Here is a 26957-nt window from a genome sequence, read left to right on the forward strand (position 1 = left end):
TCCAACTTTATGGGGGCACTTCAGAAAGACGGGGTTTTACGGCATACCTGATAAGTGAATATAAACAATGAGTCAGAGTGGAAAATCGAACCATATCCCCTTATGGCGAAATCGAGTAATATATTCTTTGGGTATTGGTGTTACAAAGGTCGCTTCTACGGTTCTTGCGGGTAGCATAGCGACAAAATTTGAAGTATCAACTGTTTCCCCATCAAGTAGTAAACGTGGAGAAGCTACATTTTTTCGAAATTTTAGCGTTTCAGTTCCAAGTACCTGAGCTGTGATATTTTGCTCATGCATTTTAGGAATTTTAATTTCATATAAATAATCACGAGAATCAGCATAACCCCCAGCCGCCATATCTGTACCGAAAGAGATATAATCTCGGTTAGGGCTACGGACATGGGCTTGTGAGTGTTCTGTAGCATTTTTACTAAATTCAGATTTGAAGCGCTGTAATATTTCTGCGGGTGTATCTTGGCTCCAAGGTTTGAACCCTCCTGCTTCACTTATTTTATTGGGTGCCCGATTTTCACCTCGATAAAATGCCATTGCATCTTCTACTCCGGCCCACTTTTTCGCAGCCGCAGTCGCACCGCGACCCGATAATCCTGTGTCTAGAATATTTCCAATACGTGCTCTGAAGCCTGAAGTTGCTCTGTTTAGCCCCATTAGGGCGCCACGACCCACCGCCTCACTGATACCTGCAATACCTGTGCCTAAAGAAACCCAGCCAAGAACAGACGATGCTTCAAGATTACTATCAGAAATAGCACCGCTGACAATACTTGTAATATCGGAAACAACACCCAGAGCCCCTACAGCTAAAGTGATTGCAGAGGTTGAGCTAAGCGCTGCCGCCACACTGCCAGCTGCAATAATTGAAGCGCCTGCTGTGAAGATAGAGAAAATTAATCCTAACGCACCCAATACAATTCCTGTAATAGCGTTGCCACTTAAATGACCACTGGGATCTAATCGGTTGATTGGATCGCCAGCACAATAGGCATAAGGGTTAATACCGCCCGCATCAAAGGGGCTGAGACTATCAGGGCTAATAAACCTCATTAGTTGAGGATTGTACGTTCGATACCCATTCCCCAGATGATAATTGCCACTAAGTGGATCACGACGCTCACCATTAAAGCCGGGTAGCCATAAATCACTACGACTATAACCGTAAGGGCTCCATTGGCTCAGTGTTCCATTATCTTGAGATGTGTCTCGTGACCAAAGTAGGCTGGCATGGCTATCTGTGGCAGTGAGTATGAGATTGTTTTCTGTTGCAGCACCCAAACAATGATGGCCTAGTTTGATTAATCGATTATTAATAGACTTAGATGTCATTAATTCGTTTACAAGCTCATCTCCCCGGTAATAGAGTGATCTACTATCTGTGTCATCAATATTTTGTATGGCTAGACGATTTAATGCATCATAACTATATGTACTATTTTTTCCGTTCGGGTTACTGATGATTTTAAGTCGGCCAATTGCGTCATAATGTAATGTATTATCTATTTCATCTTTAATCATACGTCCATTAGCATCATAACTGAGTGAAATATTAGCTGGATAATTGGCGTGTGTATGCGTTATCGATGAGAGTTGAGTGGGATCTTTATCATTTTGATAATGATAGTTAGCACTGTCTATAGTGTTATCTTTGTGGGTTGTGTCTACCTGAACAAGGTTATTAAGAGCATCATAAGAATAGATTTGTTTTGAGAGTAAATTACCATACGGCGTGGTTGGAAGCTCACTCCCTATTGCTTCGTAACTGAGTAAGCGATTGCGTAGATCGTAGTCATAATGTTCTGTACAGACAGTGGTGCCATTTTTTTGGGTTACACGATTGGCAAGTTGATCGTTTTCCAACCATGTTTGAGATATTACTATTTTCATACCGGAATTATCGGTTATAGTACGTGAGATCTCTCTGCCAAAATCATCATAAAAGAGCTGTGTTTTTAGGTTAGCTGCTGTTGTAGGATCAGAAACAGTTAGGGTGCTGAGATCCCCTAATGCGTTGTAATTGATTTGAGTTTTTAATGCATTATCAGTAACTTCAATAAGTTGACCAAATGCATTTCTGTTGTAGCGCGTTTGAGCACTTGTGATATCGTTAAATGCGGTATTGCTGCCGAGTAATGTCCATTGGTAATCGCTTTTTTTCGCACCAGTTAAATTACTCGTGACGGTTTCTGTTTTTAATGTTCCTGAAGGATGCCAAGCCAATAGTGTATTAACGCTATTGGACTCGTCTGCATCTAACAGCCGGCCATTACGTGCATTATAAGAGAACTTTTGTTTAACGTCATTTGAGCTAAGGGAAAGTATGGCATTATCCAATTCAGGCACGTATGTCATAAGGATTTTTTCTTGTGCCGGTGTTGTCACATTATCTGGTACAGGGGAGGCTTTTTGATAGGTATAATCTGTTACCCTCCCTCCACTTATACTTTTTACTACGCGTCCTAAACTATCAAATATTTGAGTACCTAGCGTCCAAGTTTCATTCTCTCTTTTTGAATTATTTCCCGTTACTTTTATGGATGTGATTTGTTCACCCTTTAAAAAAGGGGCATAAGTGCGAGTGACTATGCTACCATCTGCTGCTGTTTGGGTAACAACGCGATCATAAGCGTCATAGGTACGTAGTGTGACGTGACCCAGCTCGTCTTCTTCTCTGCATAAGCGTCCCCATCCGTCATAGTCATACTTACGTGTCCCTTTAATATTCTCTTGTTGGTCTTTGAGTGTAATATGTAGAGGTCGAGAGTTAATATCATAAGTTGTTTGAGTACTACCGCTATATATTTCTTGTCCATCTTGAGTGCCACTTTGTTTTAATATTTTTGTGAGATAGATGACATCAATATTTTGCCAACGTGTTCTACCATCAGTGGAGGATGCCTTGGTTATCTGACCCCAATTATCGTAACAGTAAGTATTACTTATTGTGTACTGTTTATTGCTTTGATTTTCTTCTAACTGCCAGTCACTACTGGTTTCTGAACTTATTTCATTCAATAAATTATAATTATAAGATTGAACTTCATACCAGATAGTAGGGGTATTGCTATTTGCTCGTAATTTACGAATGATTCGTCCTAAACCGTCAAAAAAAATTTTTGACTTATTTCCTTGTCCATCGGTTTCTATGCACGTTATATTCTTATTTTGGTCAATGAGATAATGCCAAGTACTGGTATTTTCATATTCTGTTCCTTGGGATAAAGTTTTACTAATAATTCGCCCCATACAATCATATTGATAATTAGTGTTAATACCTTGAGCATCTGTCTTTGTGTAAAGTAAACCACTAAATAGTGATTGAACACGAGTGAGTTCACTACTTAAGCCGTCATAACCAATAAGTTTAGCTGTTTGTGTGATTAAGTTATTGTTTATTCGCGTACTAAAATATTGGGTATTAATATAGACGTTATCTTCATTTTCTAAGTCATATACTTCTTCTTTAATGATCGTTACTCGACCAAAGCTAATATCGTCTAGTGTTGAGTTTAAGGTGTAAAATTGCCGTGATAATAGTTTGTTATCACTATAAAAACATTTTTTCTCTTGTACGATATATTCAGTATTGCCGAGTTTTTGGTAACTAAACTGAATGACACGTATTGGTGTGGGATAAGGTGTTTTCGGTGGTATGAGCGTTTGTTGTTTCATATATTTTACAAAACCATTGGGGGTTGGTGGACAATTTTCTTCCCCTTCAGCTGCATACCAAAGTGTTTGGATTTCTGAGCTATCTGGATATTGTTCTTTAATCGGGTTGCCCCAGATATCAAATTCGGTTTTTGTTATCTCTTCACGACTCTGTTCTTCAGCTGGTTTGCTGAGGTCAGTATATTGAACTGTTGTTTGTTTTGGTAACTGAAATTGCTCTGGTTGTTGATCAAAAGGCATACCTATCATTGCGTAATATTCTGTTTTTACGCTGTGTATACAGGTTCCTCTCTGGATCTTCTCTTCTGTGATTAAATGGAAATTGTTATAGCGACGAGTAATAGTAATATTTTCACTCTCTCCTATTTGAGTTTCAGTTGAACCATATTGATAATCAGTCAAAATAGCATAGGCGTTGTCACGGTTAGGAGAGAAATTAACGCCACTTGCAAACCCTAAATAGTTAGTGCTGGTATATTCATATGTAGTAACTTGTGCTTTCTGTTCGTTACCAGGGTCAAGAATATATTTTATTACAGCAGGAAGAGCGGGAATGGCATCTTCAGGAAAACGCATGATATTATTTTGATAAGTTATGGTTTCAGTTAATCCTGAAGGATAAATAATACTCTCAACAAAACCATTTATATTATATGAAATATCCCATTTGTAATCGTTATTTATATAAACTATTTTTTTCAGAAAGCCATTAAATAATTGGCAGTGTAAAAGACGTTCTTCTGAAGTTTCTGAGAATAGTGTTAATGCAGGAATATTTAGATCGTCATAATTGATGTTAATTAGCTGCCCATTTTGATCTTCTATACTTGATAGCCTATTTATTCCTTTAAATATCCAATTGAAATTAACTTGATGGCCTAGAGGGGAATGTATTGAAATCACATTTTTTATTTCTCTACCAGAATTAGTACCCTCTAAAATCTCAACTACGCCTGATTTGTAAGTAATAATATAATTCTCATTAGTTCGTTCTATTTTAAATGTTTTTAATTTTCGTTGTTCAACCTCTATACCTTGTGGATTTTCTTTAATGTGATAGGTTTCACCATTGGATAAATACAGTATTTTATTTAGTGCATCATAATAGGTTAGTGAGAAAGAAATACCTTTGCCAAAACCGATATTATCAGTGTTAAGTTGATTGTAATTTAATGAAAGATTAATTTCTGGACCTAAATTCCCATTTGCCACGATGTTTATGATGGGAAAAGAGAATGAATATAATCCAGTACGAGGATCTACTCCCCCAAGTGAAGCGCTGAAAAAATTATGACTTTGTGTAAAATATTCTGATTTTTGTGTCATTGTATAAAACTCCATTAATATTATTGGGTTGCAGGCGAAGTTAGCCTCTGTGCATAAGTGAGAGGCTAATTTTTTCAAAGATGGGATTTATTTAAATAGGTAATGAATCAAACAATAACGTTAAAAGATATTTGATTATCACCGTTTGATGTAACATTGATATCAGCTCTGTTTCCGTATTGGTCATGTAAGAAGAAATGTAAAGATTTTTTCCATTCGCTGTAGGACCATAGAGCACCATGCCATACCCGATAAGACCAGAAGCAGATCCCCGTTTCTTCATGATTTTTCGATGTTACGGTAATGGACCATGAAGAGGAAAAGGTAAATTTTTTTGTATAAGTGGCAGATACATCACGTTTTATCGATGAGTCAGTTGAGGTGCAGCAACCTTTATAATTTCCTGTTTGTTTATAGTGAAACCAGTAGCCTTTGTCACATAGCGCATCATGCGTTATTGTATTTTGTGCTGTTTTAAATCGAACATAATATTTTTTTAAAACACAGTTATAACCACCAAAATCACTCTCATTTTTTGTCACAATATCCAAATCATCATTATTAAATATTCTCTGAGGTTGGATGTTTAAAGAGATAAAATCAGGGGTGGCATTATTATTGTTATTAATAGTTGAGGTTGTATATTCAGTATCACCAACCATAACACTCACGGATACTTTGAGTGGGGACTCTGAAACCTTAGGTACGGAGAGATAACAAAGGCAACTACTAGCCGCGCTGGAGTATGTTATTGGTTTGGGAATTGGATATGCATATGCTCCTTCTTTATCGGATACTTCTAAAATACTATTTGGAATGGCCTCATTTTTATAGTCAACTAATTTTATGTGTTTGTATATTTCTTCATTAGATAAAATAATTGAATTATTTTTTGCATCTCTAGCCTCTATAATTATATTAATAGGGACTTGATGAGCTTTATTGGCATAAATAGATGTGGATTTCTCACCGTTAGAGATGTAAATATTTAATTTATATATTGTTTTTATATCACTCCATATATTCATAGATAACCTCGCTATATTTATTAGTCAATTTTTTTCGATATATAGATATTATCTTTATTTTTCCTTTTTATCATAACACGCAAAAAAACATTAATTATATTAATGTATATTATGGCGCTTATAATATTTATGTGTTGGTTTTTCTTATAACCCATTAAACAATAAGTAAGAGTTATTGGCGCTTATATCAAACAGAGACAAAAAAGCCAGCTAATACAAGGTATCGGCTGGCTTAATGATGGGCTGTAAACAGCTAAGAAATCTTACTCAATATTTTGGATCTGTTCGCGCATTTGTTCAATTAAAACTTTTAATTCAATAGCTGAATTCGTCACTTCTGTATTAATTGATTTTGACGCTAATGTGTTGGATTCACGGTTAAATTCTTGCATCATAAAATCAAGACGACGCCCTACTGCTTCTTTTTTCACTAAGATTTTACGCGTTTCTTTAACATGCGCTTCTAGTCTATCCAGTTCTTCAGCGACATCTAAACGTTGTGCTAACATCACTAATTCTTGTTCTAAACGATTATTATCAATTTGAACTTGAGCTTCTTCTAGTTTGCTAGTTAAGCGTTCACGTTGCCATTGTAAAATTTCTGGCATTTGTGTTTTAACTTTCACAACTTCAGCGCTGACTGCATCTAAACGTTGTTCGATTAATGTTTTTAGTGCTTGTCCTTCGGCTTCACGGCTAGCAATAAACGCATCGATAGCAAGATCTAACTCTTCTAATAATTGGGTACCAATTGCATCTAAATCTTGTTCTTGTGCAGAAATAACACCAGGCCAACGTAAAATATCAAATGGATTAATCGTTCCTTCATGGCTATGGCTTTTTACCCAATTAGCAGAAGCAACAAGTTGTTTTGCTAAATTTTCATCGAGAGAAAGCTCGCCTTGAAAACGTGCATTAAGATCAAAACGTAAATTACATTCTATCTTACCTCGGGTTAAGCGATTACGCAGACGTTCACGGATAACGGGCTCTAAGCTACGTAATTGTTCTGGTAAACGAATATAAGTTTCAAGGTAACGCTGATTAACAGAACGTAGTTCCCAAGCGGCGGTACCCCAGTCTTTTTTGATATCTCGGCGAGCAAAAGCGGTCATGCTACGGATCATAATTGGGTCTCAATATAGTAAAAGATGATAGGATTATAACCCTAGGCATCAATACAGGATAGGCATAAGCCTTTTTAGGTCGTATAATGCGCCCCCAATATGTCAGAGAAAGCGGAGAGAACACCATGCGTCCAGCAGACAGACAAGCAAACCAAGTACGTCCTATTACTATTACTCGCCATTACACAAAACATGCCGAGGGTTCTGTATTAGTTGAATTTGGTGATACTAAAGTCTTATGTAATGCAACAGTGGAAGAAGGTGTACCACGTTTTCTAAAAGGACAAGGGCAAGGTTGGATAACGGCTGAGTATGGCATGCTTCCTCGTGCAACTAATAGTCGTAATGCACGCGAAGCGGCTCGTGGTAAGCAAACGGGTCGTACTATGGAAATCCAACGTTTAATTGCTCGCTCACTACGTGCTGCGGTAGATTTAAAAGCACTGGGTGAATTTACCATTACAGTTGACTGTGATGTTATTCAAGCCGATGGCGGTACACGTACAGCTTCCATTTCTGGTGCTTGTGTCGCATTAGTGGATGCTTTAAATAAGATGGTCGCAGAAGGCAAATTAAAGAAAAGCCCACTAAAATCGATGGTTGCTGCCGTTTCGGTCGGCATTGTTGATGGCGAACCATTATGTGATCTTGAATATGTTGAAGATTCTGCCGCTGATACAGATATGAATGTTGTGATGATCGATGATGGTCGCATGATTGAAGTGCAGGGAACGGCAGAAGCTGAACCCTTTAGTCACGAAGAATTACTTTCTTTACTCTCCCTGGCAAAAGGGGGAATAGAGAGGATATTTGAAGCGCAAAAAGAGGCGCTTAAGCAATAATTTTTATTTAATAGGGCGACTGAGAAGTCGCCTTTTTTATGCCTAAAATTTGTCATCAAGTAACGTAGAGAGGAGAAATAAATGAAAGCCTACCAACGCCGCTTTATCGAACTAGCATTAGCAAAAAATGTATTGAAATTTGGTGAGTTTACGCTGAAATCTGGGCGCATTAGCCCTTACTTTTTTAATGCAGGTTTATTTAATACCGGCCGTGATTTGGCTTTGCTGGGGCAATTTTATGCACAAACATTATTAGATAATAATGTGTATTGTGATGTGTTATTTGGGCCTGCTTATAAAGGCATACCTATTGCAACTACCACCGCTGTTGCATTGGTTGAACATCATGATATCGACATTCCTTACTGCTTTAATCGCAAAGAAGCAAAAGATCATGGTGAAGGAGGAACGTTAGTAGGAAGTCCTTTAAAAGGTAATGTTGTTATTGTTGATGATGTTATTACCGCAGGTACAGCGATCCGTGAGTCAATGGAAATTATTAAACAACATGATGCTACATTATCAGCCGTACTATTAAGCCTTGATAGACAAGAAAAAGGGCGTGCAGAACTTTCAGCAATTCAAGAATTAAGGCGCGATTATCAGTGTCAGGTTTATTCCATCATTACATTGGATGATTTAATCAGTTACTTAAGTGAAAGCAAAACCTTATCTGAGCACTTACCTGCAGTTAAAGCTTATCGTGAACGTTATGGCGTAAATGCATAAATAAAGTAAAAACAAATAGATAAGTAATTTGGTCAATTAAAAACAGGTAAAAAAAAGCCCTCGCCCAATAATGGGCGGGGTGAGTAGTACAATGAAATCTCTGTGAGAAATATCACAGACATTGAAATATAAAAAGGACTTTTTATAGCAGGGACTAGGCGTTTGCCTTAGTCACAAGAGAGGAATCGCATTCGTGCCATTCCTGATAAATATTTTAGGGACTTCTGTGCCCAGTGACGCATGTTAACACAAATAAGAAAAAAACGGCATATCTGTCGTTTTCAATTTTTGAGTTAAATCACAAGCCTATCATTTCATTGTAATTGTGCCAGAATTAATGGCCAGCGCGCTTCAAATTCTTGTGTTGGTTGATAACGAAACTCAGTGCGAACAAAGCGCGCTAACATACCTTCACAAAATGCGAGCAGCTGTGATGCCAATAGCGTTTCATCATGTAAGAATGCATTTCCTTCACGAATTTTGCGCTCTTTAATGACTTGTCGAAGCTGGACTTCAATACGTTCATATAACTGATTAATTCGACTTTGTAATCGGTCTTGCTCAAACATCAAAGCATGACCTGTTAGAATACGGGATAAGCCGGGATTTTTCTCAGCGAAACCCAAGATCAGAATAAGAATAAGGCGAATTCTTGCGATAGCCTCTTTCTCATCCTTTAAAATCAAATTAATACGAGATACCAAGCTGTCTTCGATAAACTCAATTAGGCTATCAAACATTTTGGTTTTACTTGGGAAATGTCGATAAAGTGCTGCTTCAGAGACACCAACTGTTGCAGCTAACTTTGCTGTTGTTATACGTTGGCTACCATCACTTGATTCCAACATTTGCGCCAGCGACTGTAATATTTCATCCCGTCTATTTCTTTTCTTTTTTATTTCTTTTTCTTCTGCCATGACTGATAAGGCCCCTGCTAAAAGCAAAACAAATCAGTAAACCTTTGCACTAAGGTTATCAGTGCAAAGGGAGTGATATCGTCATTGATTTAATTAATGTGGATCGCTGTAATTATTGGCGACCAGAGTGGCCAAAGCCACCACTACCACGTTCCGTTGCAGTAAAATCTTCAACAATATTAAATTCAGCTTGGACAACGGGTACGATAATCATTTGAGCAATACGTTCACCCGGCTCAATAGTAAAAGGCTGTTGGCCGCGATTCCATACCGATACCATAAGTTGGCCTTGGTAATCAGAATCGATTAATCCTACTAAATTTCCAAGTACTACACCGTGTTTATGTCCAAGTCCTGAACGAGGAAGTACCATCGCCGCTAATCCTTCATCTGCGATATGCACAGCAAGGCCTGTAGGAAGCAACTCAGTTTGTCCTGGAGCCAAAATAAGTGGCTCATCAAGGCAAGCACGTAAGTCTAAACCAGCAGAGCCTGTTGTTGCATAAGCGGGTAGTGGATATTCTTGACCAATACGTGCATCAAGGATTTTAACGTCAATTTTTTTCATCATAATGTTTGGCTATCTCGTCAAGTAGGCGATGGCTAAGTTGTATTTTACTACTATGTGGTAAACGTGTTTCTCCATCAGCCCAAATAAGGTGTAATGCATTACTGTCACTATTAAAACCATGATTTTCAAGAGAAACATCATTGGCACAGATTAAATCAAGCTGCTTTTGTTCCCTTTTTCTGCGAGCGTATTCTTCCACATTCTGGGTTTCCGCTGCAAATCCAACAACAAAAGGGCGAGATTCGGTCATTTTTCCGACACTTGCTACAATATCGGGATTTTTTATCATGGTGATAGTCACTTCATCACCTTGTTTTTTTATTTTTTCGCTAGCAATCAGTTTAGCTCGGTAATCTGCAACAGCAGCACAACCAATAAAAATATCTTGTGAAGGCGCTAAATTCATAACGTGATCATACATCTCTTGAGCACTTTCTACATCGATACGTTTAACACAAGCGGGTGTCGATAATGTGACAGGACCGGCAATCAGTGTGACATCAGCCCCCCGAAGTGCTGCGGCTTGTGCGATAGCGAAACCCATTTTCCCTGAACTGTGATTACTAATAAATCTTACAGGATCAAGTGCTTCACGAGTTGGCCCTGCTGTAATTGTTATTTTTTTGCCCATAAAATCGTGAGGCTGAGAGATTAATTGTTTTTCTGCTAAAGCAACTAAATCAAGTGGATCCAGCATTCTACCGGGCCCTATATCACCACAGGCTTGGCTACCAGAATCTGGGCCCCAAATTAAGCAACCTCTTTGCGTTAAAGCAGATAAATTTTCTTGTGTTATCTGAGCTCTATACATTTTCTGGTTCATCGCTGGCGCTATTGCAATAGGCGCAGCGCTTGCTAAACAGAGCGTGGTTAACAAATCATTTGCCATACCAACACGCAAACGAGCAATTAAATCAGCAGTGGCTGGCGCAAGTAAAATAAGATCTGCCCATTTGCCGAGTTCGATATGGCCCATTGCGGCTTCAGCTGCGGGATCAAGTAAATTATCAGCAACCGGAAAACCAGAAACGGCTTGCAAAGATAATGGTGTAACAAAGGCATGAGCAGCGGGTGTCATGACGACACGTACAATAGCGCCTTTATCACGCAAGCGGCGCACAAGTTCTGGAGCTTTATAGGCTGCGATACCGCCACTGATCCCAAGAATAATCTTTTTTTCGTGAAGTGTAGTCATGATTAAATGCCTAAGTACATAAATAAATATTCGTAATTTTACCACAAGGAACAGATAAATTAGGAACTCTATGTAATGCGATGTTCTATAAAACCAATTCTTGCGGCTTATCTCTCATAATGTTTAAAAGTGGCTTTTTTATACAACCTGAGCAGTTTATAGTAATTTAACTGTATAAAACAACAGTTGTTTTATGATAAACATTTTATGATGTGTTTTACGCAATTATGGCTTCAGTAATATCCTATTAAGGAGAACCAAGGATGGAAAACCTACCTATTAGTACTCTTTTACCCAGAGAGAAACTGGCTCTTTATGGTGCCGAGTCACTGACTGATACTGAATTACTTGCCATATTTTTACGTACAGGCACATATGAAAAATCAGTATTAGAGCTTGCGGATTTTCTACTTAAAGAGTGCGGCTCTTTATACCATGTTATTAATGCCGATTATGAAACATTAGGTCGTTTTAAAGGTGTCGGTATGGGGAAATTTAGCCAGTTACAAGCCATTAACGAGATGGCGCAGCGCTTTTCGACCGCGCAATTTATGTATAAAAATGTGTTGTCGTCTTCAGAAGAGACTAAATATTATTTACATAAATTACTGAACTGGCGTGAAAGAGAGGTCTTTGTTGTACTTTTTCTTGATAATCAAAATCAAATGATTGGTTTTGATGAAATGTTTAAGGGCACAATTAACCGTGTTGAAGTGCATCCTAGAGAAATTGTTCGACAATCGATCAAAAGAAATGCATCTTCTATTATTCTGGCTCATAATCATCCTTCTGGTATTTCTGAACCGAGCCTCGCAGATAAACAAATTACTGAAAAAATATTTGCTGCTTGTCAGTTAGTCGGTGTAAATGTGCTCGATCACCTTGTTATTGGGCATGATAACTGCGTTTCTTTTGCTGAACGGGGTTGGTTATAACAGATCTTTTTTGTAATTTTTGTCAATCTTTATTTGTACGGGTCTTGAGCGTTGGCGCCATTGGGCGTATACTACGCCACCTTTGAGGATCTTGGGTTTGGCGAGAAGAGCCTATCTCAGCAAGTTTTTCCTGAGGTGATTACATAGTTTTTCGTTCGTTAAAAAGTTGCTGAGATGGGCTCCAAAGCCTGACGAGGCGGCCAAACCTGATACTAAAGCTCGAGCTGATTAGATTTTTGGAGAATAGACATGTCCCGAGTCTGCCAAGTTACCGGCAAGCGTCCTGTGAGTGGTAATAACCGCTCTCACGCATTAAACGCGACTAAACGCCGTTTTCTGCCAAACCTGCACTCTCACCGTTTCTGGGTTGAGTCTGAGAAACGTTTCGTAACACTGCGTGTATCTGCTAAAGGTATGCGTGTTATTGATAAGAAAGGCATCGAATCTGTGTTAGCAGATTTACGTGCCCGCGGTGAGAAGTTCTAAGGAGCTGAAAAATGGCTAAAGGTATTCGCGAGAAAATTAAACTCGTTTCTTCTGCTGGTACAGGTCACTTCTATACCACTACGAAGAACAAACGCACTATGCCAGAAAAACTGGAAATGAAAAAATTCGATCCAGTTGTTCGCCAGCATGTGATTTATAAAGAAGCTAAAATTAAATAATTTTGGTCTTCTTAAAAAACCCGACCTAGTGTCGGGTTTTTTGTTATCTGGCGTCTGATAAGTATAACTAGGTAAAGCTATTATGAACTTATCATTCACTTTCGTTATACTGGCTCTCTTTTGGAGTCATTCGGTAAATGGGTTGTAGATGGATAAGCCTGTGTTATCAATATTACATACAGAGTCTTCTTGTGGATGGGGGGGGCAGGAAATTCGCATACTGACGGAGTCTCAAGGGATGATCGGCAGAGGCCATCGTGTCTCTTTGATTTGTTGCCCTAGCTCTAAAATTGCCAAAGTTGCCTCTGAATATGGTATTCATGTTATTACCCTACCGATAGAGAAAAAACGCTGGTCCGCGCTTAAAGCGATTCGCCAATGGCTAAAACAGCATCACCAGCAGTTTGATGTGATTAATACACATAGTTCTACAGATGCTTGGTTAGTTGCTGTCGCTTGTGCCACATTGCGTAACCCGCCCGTTATTGTTCGTACCCGCCATGTATCCACCGATGTTTCGCGTTCATTACCTACTCGTTGGCTCTATCTTTCATCTAGCGCACATATTGCCACCACCGGTGAAAAGTTACGTCAAACCTTGCATCAACATAACCGCTTTCCATTAGATAAAATGACATCGGTACCAACAGGTATTGATTTGCAGCGTTTTTGCCCACAAGAGAAACAATTAGTGAGAGAAAAAATTGGTCTCCCCAATAAACCTACGCTAGGTATTGTGGCAACGATGCGGACTTGGAAAGGACATAAATACTTAGTTGAGGCATGGAAAACGTTACATCAACAATTTCCTGATTGGCAATTAATTTTTGTTGGTGATGGACCTCAACGTAAAAATTTAGAGCCAATGGTGAAAGCTGCAGGATTAGAGCACAGTATTTTTTTCTTAGGTAATCGTGATGATGTGCCAGACTGCCTTAATGCGATGGATCTTTTCGCATTGCCTTCTTTTGGTAATGAAGGTGTGCCGCAGGGAATTATGCAAGCTATGGCATGTGGTTTACCGGTAGTTTCGACAACGGTTGGTGCAATTAGTGAAGCTGTTATTGATGGAAAAACAGGCTTTACTTTAGCGCCTCAAGTGCAGGAAACATTGACCAATTACCTTGCTAAGTTAATGGCATCAGATGAATTACGCCAGCAAATGGGGCAAGCCTCACTTGAACATGCTACAGCTCAGTTTGGTTTAGATAATATGTTGAATAAAATGGAAAATATATTTATTCAAGCAATCAATTCAAAAGCTAAATTAGTATGATGGATATATGCGTGAGTACTATAAAAGGATCCAAAGGCATTGGTGAAAAGTTATAGTTCTGATAAGTCATAGGTATATTCATAGTATTGATGAATATTTGTAATGCTTTTTAGTGTATAGTCTGAGAAGTAAATGTATCATTTAAACCAAATAAAAAGTGTATGAATCCAGATAATATATTGATTATCGCAATTGCTCGTTTCGGTGATACGTTATTAATAACACCGACTATTCATGCATTAAAGCAAAAATGGCCTAATGCCCGAATTCACGTGCTGGCACACAAACGTAGCGCATGTATTCTTGAGAGTAATCCAGACATATATAGTATTAGGGTATTTTCTAAAAATAAAGCGCGTTGGTCTGGTTGGTTACCCAGTAAACCTTATGATTTGGCTTTTATTTATGGTAATGATAGTGAATTAGTCAGTTATGCACGCAGGCAATCACGCCATACTTTTGCATTTGCAGAAGCTGCACGAAAACAAGCTGATATAACATGGGTAGCTCGCCCAACAGCACCTATGGTGGCACAAAAAGAACGTGCCTTATTAATTAATCCATTAGAGATTTATCCGAGTTGTTGGCAATTGCGTTATACCGTCAGTGATGAAGAACAGCTATTTGCTCAACAATTTTTAATATCTAATTCATTAATTAATAAAAAGATTATTGGCTTCCAGTTACAAAGCTTTCCAGCTAAAGCTTATCGAGATTGGCCAGTAGACAATTTTCTCCAACTAGCAAAACAGATTATTTCTGATGACGAACAGGTACACTTTTTGTTATTAGGAGGGGAAGAGAGTAAACAGCTGGCAATAGATCTCACTAAAAAAATAGGTTCAGAACGCAGCTTAGCAATAGCAGGATGTGTAACTATGCGTCAAAATGCTGCGATAATGTCGAATTTATCGTTATATGTTGGGGTCGATACAGGACCCACGCATTTGGCGGGTGCTTTAGATATTCCGATGGTAGCGCTATATCATAGTTATCATCCGGGGTGTTACTTAGCGCCTTTACAGCATTCGTGCTGTCGTATTATCCAGCATCCAACACCGCTAGCAATGGCTAGTCGAGAAGATACTATGTCAGATATTTCGGTAGAAAATGTTTGGAACGCTGTTAGTGATATATTAAATGGAATGAAGGTGAAACAGTAACTCATGAAGATCGGATTAATTGATGTCACAATCACAATGTCTTATGGCGGGATCCAAACAGCAGTATGGGAACTGGCAAAGCAATTGCATGATGCAGGGCATGAAGTTCATCTTTATGGTGGAAATGGTGATATTCGACAAAATTTAGCTGGACGCCAAATACAGATCCACACTTATCCTTATACACCCAGAGATAAAGTGATTGATTTAGGCGGACGCTTTCGGCGAATTGTTGAACGCTATACCTTTGCCCGGCATGCTAAAAAAGATGTTATTAATCAGAAGTTTGATTGGGTTATTTTAACCAAACCGTTTGATTTTTTCTGGCCATCATTAATGCCTAAATCATCTTCTACACGATTTTGTTATATGAGTGGTGGAACCAGTTTCTTTAAAGGTGACCGTCGCTTAGGTAAAAATATTTCAGCTTGGGTGGCTTGTAGTCATTTTAATGCGTGGCAGATACAGCACCATTTTAAGCAGTTTCCTCAAGTAATTTACAATGGTGTTGATCTTGAAAAGTTTAAGCCAATGACAACATCTTTACGTCAGCAATTAAATATCAGTGATAATACTTTTTTATTAGCATTTGCTGGGCGGCTGGTTGGCTGGAAAGGGTTAAGTGTTGCGATAGATGCTATAAGCCTTTTGAAGAACGATGATGTAAAACTTCTGATAGTGGGTGCTGGCGAGGATCTTGAGCGATTAAAGAAAAAAGCCTTCACAAAAGGAGTATCAGAACAGGTTATCTTTCATGAGCCTGTTGAGCATGGTGAGCTTCCTGCATTCTATGCAACTTGTGATGCAGGTATTTTTCCAAGTGTGGGTGATGAGGCGTTTGGTATTACTATCGCTGAAGCTATGGCTTGTGGAAAGCCCGTCATTGCCAGTCATATTGGTGGCATTCCAGAAGTTGTCGGCAATGAAGGAACCGCGGGTTTGCTAGTGACCCCTGGTGATGCACAATCTATTGTTACAGCAATTAATCATCTTCGTGGACTACCCGATAGAGGAAAGGAAATGGGAGAAAATGCACGTTTACGTATTGAATCTCGTTATACTTGGCAACATTCAGCGCAACGCCTTTTACGAGCATTGACTTTGTAATTATGAAAATAGCCTACCTCGACCCTTATCCTGTGCCCGATTTACGTGTGGCTTCATTGCAGATTTTGCAAAATGTTGATGCTTTTGCTCGTGCAGGTGCCCAAATGACGCTGGTAACACCCAAAGGGCAATATCGAGATAGTGATATTTTAGGACGTTCGATCCACGCTAATGCAAGTTTAGTCTCATTAAGAGATATCAGGCGAAAATGGTATTTCCCATTTAATTCACAAAAACTATTCTCATTGCAAATTGCGCGCTGGTTAAAACAAAATCCAGTTGATGCGCTATTTACGCGCAATTTAAAGCTCGCCTGTTATTTGTCTGAAAATCACGCTGATATTCCCCTCTTTTTTGAAAGTCATGAAATTTTTGCACAATCTTTTGCTGAATCACATTCATTTGAGAAGAAAAAAAATCGCATTAAATATCATAAATTATTGAAGATGGAGAAACAGGTTTATAGCCAAGCAACAGGTATTTTTGTTCTCACATCACTACTAAGAGATGATATTTTATCGCAATATCAAGTCACAACACCGATTACTGTTGTAGCCGACGGTGTTGATTTACACGCTGTTGCAGATTGTTCGCATGAGGCTAAATTAACAGCAAATAAGCAAACAGAAGTGCTTTACTTAGGTAGTTTGCATAAATGGAAAGGTATTCCTACCATGATGCGAGCGATGAAATACCTTGATAATGCAAGGCTTAATATTGCGGGTGGAACTTCTGAGCAAATTGCTGGGTTAACGTTATTAGCCCGAGAAATGGATGTAAAAGATAAAGTTAACTTTCTGGGTTTTATCGATCCTAAAAAGCGTTTTTTAGCGATAGCCCAACATGATATTTGTGTATTGCCACTGACATTAACCAGTATTGGTAGTCGCTATACATCACCCTTGAAACTATTTGAGTATATGGCTATGAAAAAGCCGGTGGTGATATCAGATTTTCCTTCAATTCGTGATGTGGTAGATGAAAAAGCTGTCAGTTTTGCTGATAGTGGCGATGCCCAAAGCTTTGCTAAGCAAATTGTACAGTTAAGAGAAAACCCACAGCGAGCCGCTGAAAAAGTAGCTCATGCCCGTTCTTTAGTTGAAAACTACTATAACTGGGATAAACGGGCTGAGACGATATTAAAAACAATTGAAAAATTAATTAACTAATATTAGCTCTGCTGCTTTTCATTCGATGATGCGTTATTTAGTAATGAATAACGCAGTGCAAGCATTAATCCCACTAAAATGCCTACTTGATTAATATAGGCATTCTCAAATAATCCCCGTAAGACGTACATACCTAAAAATGACATCAATAAAACCAACGCCGCTTGGCGAATAACACCTTGGTTTTTTCTCATTAATTGAATGCCTTGCACGATAACTGAGGAGCAAAAATAGAGAATACTCAATAATCCCAATATTCCACCAGCAAACCAGAATGCTAAAAAGCTATTATGAGGGCCAATAGACTTTTTAAATACCCAGTTTTTATGGTCTTTAACACGTTCATTATAAACTTTATGATAAAGCTGATTACCGTAACCATAGCCTTTGAAGGGACTCTCTAAAATAAGGTCAAATGCAGAGCCTTGGGTGCCATTATCAAAACGCAGTCCGCTATTGGTTTGGGTTAATTTGTATTGAAGTTTTTTATTGAAGAATTGGTTGGCTGGCATCTGAGTTGCACCAATAAATAAAAGAGAGCAAATCACGATACCGACAATCATTAGCAGCCATTGGCGGTTAATAATCAGAATAAGAATTGTGCTTAATGCTAATGCAACCCATGCGCCTCTGGCTAATGTTCCTAACATTAAGAATAAAAACAAAATCCCAGACGATGCTAATAAAAACCAGTTGATTAAGTTATGGTGCTTTTTTAATGCCCAACAACTAAGAATAATAGGAAAAAAAAATAATAACCCATAGGAAATTTCTCTATGATCCAATTGGCTTTTTACCGTAAAAGGCCAAATCCCTTTTTGATATTCCAAATAATACTGCACCAGCTCTTTTGCCATAATAACTAACAATCCAATAGCAAAAGCAATCATCACCATTTTTGCAATATCAACGGGCTTTTCTTTATACAGTACGATAGGAAAGGTCACTGCAAATAACAATAATCCATTTAAAATAGGCTTATTAATCTCTTTTATGCTGATAGTGGGCTCAACGGAAATTGCTATTGACCAACCTATCGCCAGCAATAAAAATAGCAAAGAGAGTGATAGATTATTTTTAAATACTCGGCAGATAGCACGAAAGTCACGCACTAAATACCACAATGCAGTGGCACCAATTAAACCCATCACTATATTTTTATAGCGAGTGATATCGGGTAAGTAGATCAATATAATATAAAGCCCAATAATGGATAAATTCCAAAGGGATTTTTTATTATAGTCTTTAAACCACATCATCATAATCTGCCGTCTTCCTGAGTTCCTATATTGGGTTGCGATCATACAATAAAAATGATGTTATCGCTGTATTTCTCTACTGACAATATGGAGTGACCTGTGCCTGAATTACCTGAAGTTGAAACCAGTCGCCGAGGTATTGAGCCTCATTTGGTTGGTAATGTATTGCATTATGCGGTGGTGCGTAACAGTAAACTGCGTTGGCCTGTATCTGAAAAAATCAAAACATTACTTGATGAGCCTATTCTCAGTGTTAAGCGTCGAGCCAAGTACCTATTAATTGAACTCAATAAAGGTTGGATTATTATTCATTTAGGTATGTCTGGCAGTGTAAGAATTTTATTAGAAGAACAGCCCGAAGAAAAACATGACCATGTGGATTTAATTTTTCGCGACGGAAAAGTGCTGCGTTATACCGATCCTCGACGTTTTGGTGCATGGTTATGGTGTGAAGATCTGGCTACCAGTTCAGTGTTAGCTCATTTAGGGCCTGAGCCGCTTTCTGACGAATTTAATGCAGATTATCTGTATCAGCAATCACGTAATAAAAAAACAGCAGTAAAGCAGTGGTTAATGGATAACAAAGTTGTTGTGGGTGTAGGCAATATTTACGCCAATGAAGCGCTATTTGCTTCAGGTATTATGCCAGACAGAAAGTCGAGTAGTTTAACTCAAGAAGAATCTGTCGTTTTAGTTACAGCAATTAAACGTGTGTTAACACGCTCTATCGAACAAGGTGGTACGACATTAAAGGATTTTCTACAATCTGATGGCAAACCAGGCTATTTCGCTCAAGAATTGTTTGTGTATGGGCGAAAAGATAAACCTTGCCTTATTTGTGGTAAAACGATTGAAAGTATTAAACAAGGGCAGCGCAGTACGTTTTTTTGTCGCCACTGCCAACACGGTGAAGATGATGCTTAAATTTTACCTAACTTTTTCAGCATTGCTGTTGTTACGACATCAGGTAAAAAAGGGGATACATCGCCATCATGTAGTGCAACATCTTTAATTAAAGAAGACGAAACAAATGAAAGATTTTGAGAGGGCAGTAAAAACACACTCTCAAGGTCGGGAGCAAAGTGGCGATTCATATTGGCAAGTTGCCATTCATATTCAAAATCTGAAACGCTGCGAACACCTCGAATAAGAATAGTGGCTTGCTGTGCTCGAGCAAAATTTGCCATAAGCTCGCTAAAACCAATAATTTCAACGTTGGGTAAGTGGCTAGTCACTTCTTGTGCTAATGCGACGCGCTCTTCCAGCGTAAACATTGGATTTTTGCGCGCACTTGAGGCAATAGCTAATAAAACAGAATCAAACATACCTGCGGCGCGGGTCAGAATATCCAAATGACCATAAGTAATAGGGTCAAATGTTCCTGGGTAGATAGCTTTATTTTTCATTTTGAGGTTTTTTCCGGCTAAGTTCCCATAAAGAGGCATATTTATTAAAGGTATACTGCGCATTAACAAATGCCAATACTAAACCTTGTTTTCCATCTAAAAATCCCATACGCAGCAACCATGTTTTAAAAAAAGCACCTAAGGTATGCGTAAATATTGAGCTATAACGAGTTGTTTTACCTTTTTGAGCGCGTTCTTGTGCCCAAGCTGCGGCATATTTTAGCTGTTTTTGCTGGAATTCCATTAAATCGCGACAAGTAAGGTGGAGTAGATCACCTTGTAAGGTTTTAACGGTAGCATCTTTAGTTTCTAATGATTCATGAACTAAATTATCGTTATATTGATAATGTTCGCGTGCATATAAACGGGTAACTTTATCGGGATACCAACCACTGTATTTCATAAAACGCCCCATAAACAAATTACGGCGAGCACAATTATAAACACAGTGATCAGGCGTTTGTTGTAAAGCCGCCTCAATACTGACTTTTAGTTCAGGTGTTATACGCTCATCCGTATCAATCATAAAAATATAATCACCGGTTGCATATTGCTGAGCTAATTGACGCTGTTTACCAAATCCAGGCCATTCATTATTTACAAAGACTTTCGCACCTTTCTCTGTCGCAATGCGACAAGTCGCATCTTGGCTACCTGAATCTAACACAACAATTTCATCAGCCCATTGTACTGAGTCTAGGCATTCACCAATGATATCAGCCGCATTTTTACTGATCATCACAACTGAAAGGCGTTTGCTTTGGCTCATCAATGGCTCCGAGGAGGAAGATAAGGAGAAAGTAGCGTCAGTAGGCGTAATAATGCACCCTGATTTTCATGAAGTACTTCTACGGCATGGCGACCATAATAACGGCGATAGTCTTCATCGTTTAACAGTGAGGCGATAGCGGTTGCCATTGATTCGCTATCAGTCACAGTAATAAGGCCTTCTGCTTGATCAAGCTTGGCACAAATATTTTTAAAATTAAAAGTATAAGGGCCCATTAATACAGGAATTGCATGTGCCGCAGCTTCTAGCGGATTATGTCCACCGCGCTCAACTAAACTTCCCCCTACAAAGGCTAAATCGGCAATGCCATATAACAGCATTAATTCACCCATTGTATTGCCAATCACAACTTGAGTTTGTGCATCAGGGATCGTATCAGCACTGCGTAGCGTATATTTTAGTCCAGCATCTCGTGTTAGTTGTTCTGCTTTCGGAAAACGTTCAGGGTGGCGTGGTACTAAAATAAGGAGTAGCTGAGGAAATTGGGACAGTAGCTTTTTGTGAGTTTCTAAAATAATGGTTTCTTCACCTTCGTGTGTGCTGGTTGCTATCCACACAGGACGATGAGCAGCCCACTGGCGACGTAAAGCAACAGCTCTTGCCGCTAATTCCGGTGTTACTGAAATATCAAACTTTAGGCTACCAGTAACATGTAAATGAGAGCGTTTTAAGCCTAACTCAATAAAACGTTCACCATCTTCCTGATTTTGCGCTGCAATTAACGTAATTTTTCTCAGCATATTTTTGACGAAACTACCTAATTTTTGGTAGCCCGCAGCGGAACGCTCAGATAAACGCGCATTAGCGATAATCAAAGGTATTTTGCGCTGATGAAGTTGAGAAATAAGGTTTGGCCAAAGTTCAGTTTCCATAATGATGACCAGTTTAGGATCAACAGTACGAAGAAAACGATTAACTGAACCCGGTAAGTCATAGGGAAGGTAGACATGGTAAACGTCATCACCAAAAGCAGAACGCACACGCTCTGAACCTGTTGGTGTCATGGTGGTGACAGTAATAGGTAAGTCAGGGTAATGATGACGTAACGCACGAACCAGTGGCACCGCAGCGAGTGTTTCACCGACGGAAACTGAATGTAATAATATACCATGCGCCGCGACTTTGCCTTTGCAAAAGCCATAGCGTTCTGCCCACCGTTTGCGGTAGGCTGGTGCTTTTCGGCTACGTAACAAAAGACGCAACCAAATCAGAGGTTGAATAAGGTAAAGAAGTACCTGATATAAACGCAACAACATGCTATCAAATTCACTTATCTGGACGAAGGCCTATAGTATCACACTGTGCAGAGGAAAGTGTGTAAAAACAACTAGGCTCGTATTAAGGAATTAAAGCGATATACTGCTTTAAAATATGGTTCAGCTCAAATTTTGCATAGGATGATGGCAATATCTGAGGCGGTGAATAATAAGCAAGACGAAGTTTCTCTGCGAGTGAGTCAGCGTTCATCTCAGAAAGGTAGTTGGTTAGCTCATCGGTCATAATCTCACTGACACCACCCGGACAACGTGTACTAACAATGGGAGTACCACAAATAAGAGACTCAATAAGTACGGTTGGCAGCCCTTCACTATCTGAACTTAATGCAACCATTTTTGCACCTTGAATAGCAGGTAATGGGTTAGAGATAAAGCCTGCCAATATCACTTTTTCAGTCAGATTTAGCTGTTTAAGTTGCTGCTCTAATTGTTGTTTAATCGCCGGTGTTCCTTCGCCTAATAGAATAAGTTGGCAAGGTAAATTAGCTTTAGCAAAAGCGTTGATTAATCGGTCTTGTCTTTTAACTTCATGTAAACGACCTACATGCAAAATATAATCTTGCTGATTAAACGCGTTAGGCTGCTTCGCTTTTTGTTGAATTTCTTCGATATTAAAAGGGTTATAAATCGTTTTTAATTGCTGCGCTTGAATACCAATTTGATTAATTAAATCTTCTTTTACCGCATTAGAGACACAAACGAGGTTTTTATCTTTATACACTTGCTGGATTTTAGTTTTTTTCAGCCAATATGAAAAACCTGATTTATTACCAAGGTAAGATTGAGAATAAATGCCGTGAATACAGTACCAGACATTGCATGTTGCAAGTTGTTTTGAGCGCGAAACAATACGGTCAGTTTTATGTAAATTAGATAATACGAGCGCAGGACGCCCTTTTTTTGCAAATAATTGTGTTAACACATTATCAAGAGACTTCGCTCTACGCGATATTTCAGTTAACTTTCTAAAAATACCCCGATAATTATCATGATCAACAATATAATCAATAAAATCAGGCAATTGATAAGCTAACTTTTCATGTAATGATAATAGTGTGACTTGATACCCAGCTTGATGAAAACCATCGGCAAGACGTAACGTGACGTTTTCAGCGCCCCCACCGGGTAATCCATCAATAATAAAAAGTATATGCTGTTGATTCACAAGGCCAATATCCGTTTATAAAGTGAAATAAGCTCATCCGACAAATGCTGCGGCGTATAAGGGAGGATCGTTTCTCTTGCTGCTGCCGACATTTCATACCAAGTTGTTTTTTTAGAAATTATTATAATTGCATCGGTTAATGCTGAAATGTCTAACGCATCGCAAACAAAGCCATTTTTGCCATTTTCAATAAATTCGGCACCACCACAACGGGTTGATGTGATAACCGGTAAACCACACGATAATGCCTCAAGAATAACGTTAGGGAAAGGATCATAAAGTGTGGGAAGTAATAAAGCATCTGCCATTTGATAAAGAGACAGCGTCTCTTTTTGCATTCCTAAAAAGAAAACTCGCTGACGACAACCTAATTGATTGGCGAGATCTTCATATTTCTTTTGGTTTTTATCAGCCCCTACCACTAATAATATAGCGGATGTGCTCGCGATTGCCGAAATAGCGGCTGCTAATCCTTTTCGCTCAAAACCAGAACCGACATAGATAAAACAAGGTGATCCTTGCGGGATATCATACTGTGTTTTTAATGCTGCTTTTTGTGCATCGGTTGCAGGAATAAAAGCATTATGATCAATTGCATTATAAATGACAGATATTTTATCGGCAGAAAGTCCGAAGTCCTCAATAATTTCTTGCTTAACCATATGTGAATTACAGATCACTTGTTTTAATGCGGGGTCTGCATACATCTGCTTTTCTGCATTCATGACATAACGGTGGTATCTGTCATAAAATAGCCAATGGCCTTTCCAGCGTGGTAATATTCTTTGGCGTTGTAATAACCAGCGGCGATGAACACCATCACCCGCTCTAAAAATATCACACCCCGCAATACGCTCATGGCTTTGTACAATATCAAATTGGTTTTCTTGCCAACAGGCTCTTGCTGCTTTGGCAAAACCTGACTCTCGGCTGATCCGTCCATATTTTTTAGGATTGCATAAATGGATATGCCAATCAGGATCTACATGACCTTGCCATTCACGAGTAATAACATTTAATTCAAGTTCATCCGTTGATAGCGCATCTAATGCACGGGCAATAAAACGCTCAGCACCGCCATCAGGTCGATATTTTTGTCTAACTATCGCTAATCGTAATGGATGGCTCATTGAGTTAAATACCTTTTAGCTGCGTGAAAAACGGCATCGACAGGGATTGCAGAAAGATAGCGCTGTTGCGTATCTGTTTTAATATGGTCTGGGTGTGGGATTTCTGCATAATCTCCTGCCCATATTGTTTCACCTGTGGATTGCCAGGGACGCCAATGTTCTAGCTTCGATGGCCCAAAAAGTGCAATCAGTGGTGTCTTTAGTGCGGCAGCCATATGCATAGCAACAGAATCAACACCGATAAAGAGCTTAGCATGATCAATAAGCGCGGCTAACTGGGGTAAAGAGGTTTTACCTGCTAATACGGTAATTTTCTCTTTATTCGGGCATTGAGCCAAAATATTCTCGATCATTTTCAGTTCCTTTTCTTCGGGCCCTGAAGTTAAAACAACAGAATAAGAATTTTGTTGTAGTTGAGAGATTAATGCTGCCATTTTATCTTCATCCCAACACTTAAAGAACCAACGAGAAGTTGGTTGAATAACAATATAGCCATTATTTATATTTTGTTTTGCTATTAATTCTTCAACCCATTGCTTATCTGCGTCGCCATAGGCCATTGTAACAGTAGAATCGATAGAAATATTAAGTGGCGTTAAGATACTGAGATTTTGTTCTACAGTATGTAAGTGTTCATGATTTGTCGTTGGTATGATTACATTATGGCATTTCGCCCAAAACTTACTCTCTTTGCGCTTTTCAAACTCAAATCCTAAACGCATTGGGGCCTTAGTCAGGTAGGCAAAAATGGCTGCTTTCCATTGATCAGCAAGGTCAACCACCAAATCATAGTGCTGTTTTTGTAGAGAACGTCCCAGTTGCCACTCTTTTTTAATTCGAGTGAATTTTCCTTGATGTTTCCAGTTTCTATCAAGATAAAAAATATTATTTATTAATGGATTATCTTGAAGTATAGGCTGTGTTTCTTTATACAATAAAACATCAATCGTTGCATTGGGATATGCAGATTTTAATGACTGAATGACAGGCGTTGTCAGCAACATATCCCCATGATGTTGGAGCTTGATAACAAGTATTTTGTTAAATGATTGATTTGGTTTATTCATAATTACTTTAGCTTCAGTAAGATGTCTTATTGTAAACAAATCGGCGAAATGCATCTACTAAACCCGATTTATATTGATTGAATTGATGTTTTCTACTGCGTACCATAGTGCCCAAGTATAATTAGATCAGCCTATTATCCATTAATTGGCGGGGTATGCATGAAAAAACCAGCATTTATTATCACATTAGATACCGAAGGCGATAATCTTTGGGAAAATGATAGCGAAATCACCACAAAAAATACGCATTTTTTACCCCGATTTCAGCAACTCTGTGAGCGCTTTAATTTTAAACCTGTGTGGCTGACAAATTATGAAATGGTAATGGATAACGCTTATATCGAATTTGCCAAAGATGTGATTACTCGTAATACTGGCGAAATTGGTATGCATTTACATGCATGGAATAGCCCTCCTTTAGTTGCTTTAACCGCAGATGATTTACGTTATCAGCCTTATTTGATTGAATATCCAGAAAATCAGATGCGAGAAAAAATCGCGCTGATGACGAATTTGTTGGAAGATAAACTCCAAACTAAGATGTTAAGCCACCGTTCTGGTCGATGGGCATTTAATGAAATTTACGCTCGTCTATTAGTTGAGTTTGGCTACCAAGTAGATTGTTCTGTGACACCAAAAGTTGACTGGCGTTTCACGAAGGGAGATCCAGCACAAGCTGGTGGTACAAATTATACTCATTTCCCAAGTCATGCCTATTTCATTGATTTGCAAAATATTAGTAAAGAGGGAGACTCATCTTTGCTTGAAGTACCAATGAGCATTCAATATAAGCACTCTCCATTGATGAATAAAATTAAGCAAAGCTATGATAAATGTAGAGGTAAGCAGCGCGCACCTTCTGTAAATTGGCTGCGCCCTAAAGGTGGAAATGCACAACAAATGATTGAAGTGGCTAAAAAATCATTAGCACAAGGTCATGATCATATCGAATTCATGCTGCATTCATCTGAGTTTATGCCGGGTGGTAGTCCAACATTTAGAACAGAAAAAGATATTGAAGGGCTATATGCTGATTTGGAAGTATTATTTAGTTTCTTGAACGACAAGGTACAAGGAATGACATTAGCAGAATATTATCAAAGTAAAGTACAGGCAAAATAAA

The 26957-nt window shown here is 38.7% G+C and carries 24 protein-coding genes; 11 read left to right on the plus strand and 13 right to left on the minus strand.

The window, feature by feature from the left end; all coding sequences use genetic code 11:
* Window positions 1-72 precede the first annotated feature (72 nt).
* From PH4a_RS07135 to PH4a_RS07145, 3 genes are all read right to left on the minus strand, one after another.
* Window positions 73-5016, minus strand: coding sequence for an RHS repeat domain-containing protein (locus tag PH4a_RS07135; protein WP_129038857.1), 4944 nt, complete (start codon window positions 5014-5016; stop codon window positions 73-75).
* Between the two features lie 107 nt (window positions 5017-5123).
* Window positions 5124-6044: a transferase gene (locus PH4a_RS07140; protein WP_129038859.1), complete on the minus strand. Its 921-nt coding sequence runs from the start codon at window positions 6042-6044 to the stop codon at window positions 5124-5126.
* Window positions 6045-6307: 263 nt separating this feature from the next.
* Window positions 6308-7171, minus strand: a complete 864-nt coding sequence (locus PH4a_RS07145) for a YicC/YloC family endoribonuclease (protein ID WP_064718409.1) — start codon at window positions 7169-7171, stop codon at window positions 6308-6310.
* A gap of 125 nt (window positions 7172-7296) precedes the next feature.
* On the opposite strand from PH4a_RS07145, the gene rph reads away from it, so the two are divergent.
* Window positions 7297-8013, plus strand: coding sequence for a ribonuclease PH (rph, locus tag PH4a_RS07150; RefSeq protein ID WP_064718410.1), 717 nt, complete (start codon window positions 7297-7299; stop codon window positions 8011-8013).
* An 81-nt stretch (window positions 8014-8094) separates the two neighbouring features.
* The gene (pyrE, locus tag PH4a_RS07155; protein ID WP_129038861.1) at window positions 8095-8742 is read left to right on the plus strand and encodes an orotate phosphoribosyltransferase; all 648 of its coding nucleotides are present in this window, start codon (window positions 8095-8097) and stop codon (window positions 8740-8742) included.
* A gap of 314 nt (window positions 8743-9056) precedes the next feature.
* On the opposite strand, the gene slmA is transcribed toward pyrE, so the two are convergent.
* From slmA to coaBC, 3 genes are all read right to left on the minus strand, one after another.
* Entirely contained in the window at window positions 9057-9659 is a 603-nt protein-coding gene (slmA, locus tag PH4a_RS07160) for a nucleoid occlusion factor SlmA (protein WP_129038863.1), read from the minus strand.
* A gap of 112 nt (window positions 9660-9771) precedes the next feature.
* Window positions 9772-10230 carry a dUTP diphosphatase gene (gene dut, locus PH4a_RS07165; RefSeq protein WP_064718413.1) on the minus strand — a complete coding sequence of 153 codons (459 nt, stop codon included), beginning with the start codon at window positions 10228-10230 and terminating at the stop codon, window positions 9772-9774.
* Complete coding sequence (gene coaBC / locus PH4a_RS07170; RefSeq protein WP_129038865.1) at window positions 10214-11425, minus strand: bifunctional phosphopantothenoylcysteine decarboxylase/phosphopantothenate--cysteine ligase CoaBC; 1212 nt, start codon at window positions 11423-11425, stop codon at window positions 10214-10216. The genes dut and coaBC overlap by 17 nt, the downstream gene beginning before the upstream one ends.
* A 263-nt stretch (window positions 11426-11688) precedes the next feature.
* Here coaBC and radC point away from each other — a divergent pair, with 263 nt between their 5' ends.
* The 7 genes from radC to PH4a_RS07210 all read left to right on the plus strand — a co-directional run bounded on the left by radC (window position 11689) and on the right by PH4a_RS07210 (window position 17740).
* A complete protein-coding gene (radC, locus tag PH4a_RS07175; protein ID WP_064718415.1) occupies window positions 11689-12360 on the plus strand; it encodes a RadC family protein in 672 nt (223 codons plus the stop codon).
* Between the two features lie 249 nt (window positions 12361-12609).
* Window positions 12610-12846: a 50S ribosomal protein L28 gene (gene rpmB, locus PH4a_RS07185; RefSeq protein ID WP_036914542.1), complete on the plus strand. Its 237-nt coding sequence runs from the start codon at window positions 12610-12612 to the stop codon at window positions 12844-12846.
* Between the two features lie 11 nt (window positions 12847-12857).
* Window positions 12858-13025 (plus strand): 50S ribosomal protein L33, encoded by a 168-nt coding sequence (gene rpmG / locus PH4a_RS07190; protein ID WP_064718416.1) that lies wholly within the window; start codon window positions 12858-12860, stop codon window positions 13023-13025.
* A gap of 148 nt (window positions 13026-13173) precedes the next feature.
* Complete coding sequence (locus PH4a_RS07195; protein ID WP_129038867.1) at window positions 13174-14301, plus strand: glycosyltransferase family 4 protein; 1128 nt, start codon at window positions 13174-13176, stop codon at window positions 14299-14301.
* 161 nt (window positions 14302-14462) lie between these two features.
* On the plus strand, window positions 14463-15464 hold the full coding sequence (locus tag PH4a_RS07200; RefSeq protein WP_129038869.1) for a glycosyltransferase family 9 protein: 1002 nt from the start codon (window positions 14463-14465) through the stop codon (window positions 15462-15464).
* Between the two features lie 3 nt (window positions 15465-15467).
* Window positions 15468-16571 (plus strand): glycosyltransferase family 4 protein, encoded by a 1104-nt coding sequence (locus PH4a_RS07205; protein ID WP_129038872.1) that lies wholly within the window; start codon window positions 15468-15470, stop codon window positions 16569-16571.
* A complete protein-coding gene (locus PH4a_RS07210) occupies window positions 16571-17740 on the plus strand; it encodes a glycosyltransferase (protein WP_129041841.1) in 1170 nt (389 codons plus the stop codon). The genes PH4a_RS07205 and PH4a_RS07210 overlap by 1 nt, the downstream gene beginning before the upstream one ends.
* Before the next feature lie 2 nt (window positions 17741-17742).
* Here PH4a_RS07210 and rfaL read toward each other — a convergent pair whose 3' ends face one another.
* Window positions 17743-18999 carry an O-antigen ligase RfaL gene (gene rfaL / locus PH4a_RS07215; protein WP_129041843.1) on the minus strand — a complete coding sequence of 419 codons (1257 nt, stop codon included), beginning with the start codon at window positions 18997-18999 and terminating at the stop codon, window positions 17743-17745.
* Between the two features lie 99 nt (window positions 19000-19098).
* On the opposite strand from rfaL, the gene mutM reads away from it, so the two are divergent.
* Window positions 19099-19923, plus strand: a complete 825-nt coding sequence (gene mutM / locus PH4a_RS07220; protein WP_064718421.1) for a bifunctional DNA-formamidopyrimidine glycosylase/DNA-(apurinic or apyrimidinic site) lyase — start codon at window positions 19099-19101, stop codon at window positions 19921-19923.
* On the opposite strand, the gene coaD is transcribed toward mutM, so the two are convergent.
* The 6 genes from coaD to rfaQ all read right to left on the minus strand — a co-directional run bounded on the left by coaD (window position 19920) and on the right by rfaQ (window position 25834).
* On the minus strand, window positions 19920-20405 hold the full coding sequence (gene coaD / locus PH4a_RS07225; protein ID WP_129038874.1) for a pantetheine-phosphate adenylyltransferase: 486 nt from the start codon (window positions 20403-20405) through the stop codon (window positions 19920-19922). The two genes, mutM and coaD, sit on opposite strands and share 4 nt — an antisense overlap.
* Window positions 20395-21174 carry a glycosyltransferase family 2 protein gene (locus tag PH4a_RS07230; RefSeq protein WP_129038877.1) on the minus strand — a complete coding sequence of 260 codons (780 nt, stop codon included), beginning with the start codon at window positions 21172-21174 and terminating at the stop codon, window positions 20395-20397. The genes coaD and PH4a_RS07230 overlap by 11 nt, the downstream gene beginning before the upstream one ends.
* On the minus strand, window positions 21174-22451 hold the full coding sequence (gene waaA, locus PH4a_RS07235; protein ID WP_129038879.1) for a lipid IV(A) 3-deoxy-D-manno-octulosonic acid transferase: 1278 nt from the start codon (window positions 22449-22451) through the stop codon (window positions 21174-21176). Before waaA ends, PH4a_RS07230 begins: the two co-directional genes overlap by 1 nt.
* Window positions 22452-22533: 82 nt before the next feature.
* On the minus strand, window positions 22534-23637 hold the full coding sequence (locus tag PH4a_RS07240) for a glycosyltransferase (RefSeq protein WP_129038881.1): 1104 nt from the start codon (window positions 23635-23637) through the stop codon (window positions 22534-22536).
* Window positions 23634-24767 (minus strand): glycosyltransferase family 4 protein, encoded by a 1134-nt coding sequence (locus PH4a_RS07245; protein ID WP_129038883.1) that lies wholly within the window; start codon window positions 24765-24767, stop codon window positions 23634-23636. The genes PH4a_RS07240 and PH4a_RS07245 overlap by 4 nt, the downstream gene beginning before the upstream one ends.
* On the minus strand, window positions 24764-25834 hold the full coding sequence (gene rfaQ / locus PH4a_RS07250) for a putative lipopolysaccharide heptosyltransferase III (protein WP_129038885.1): 1071 nt from the start codon (window positions 25832-25834) through the stop codon (window positions 24764-24766). The genes PH4a_RS07245 and rfaQ overlap by 4 nt, the downstream gene beginning before the upstream one ends.
* Window positions 25835-25993: 159 nt before the next feature.
* Between rfaQ and PH4a_RS07255 the strand changes: the two genes are divergently transcribed.
* Window positions 25994-26956: a polysaccharide deacetylase family protein gene (locus tag PH4a_RS07255; protein ID WP_129038887.1), complete on the plus strand. Its 963-nt coding sequence runs from the start codon at window positions 25994-25996 to the stop codon at window positions 26954-26956.
* Window position 26957: the final 1 nt, after the last annotated feature.

The organism is Proteus hauseri (assembly GCF_004116975.1).
GTDB classification, from domain to species: domain Bacteria; phylum Pseudomonadota; class Gammaproteobacteria; order Enterobacterales; family Enterobacteriaceae; genus Proteus; species Proteus hauseri.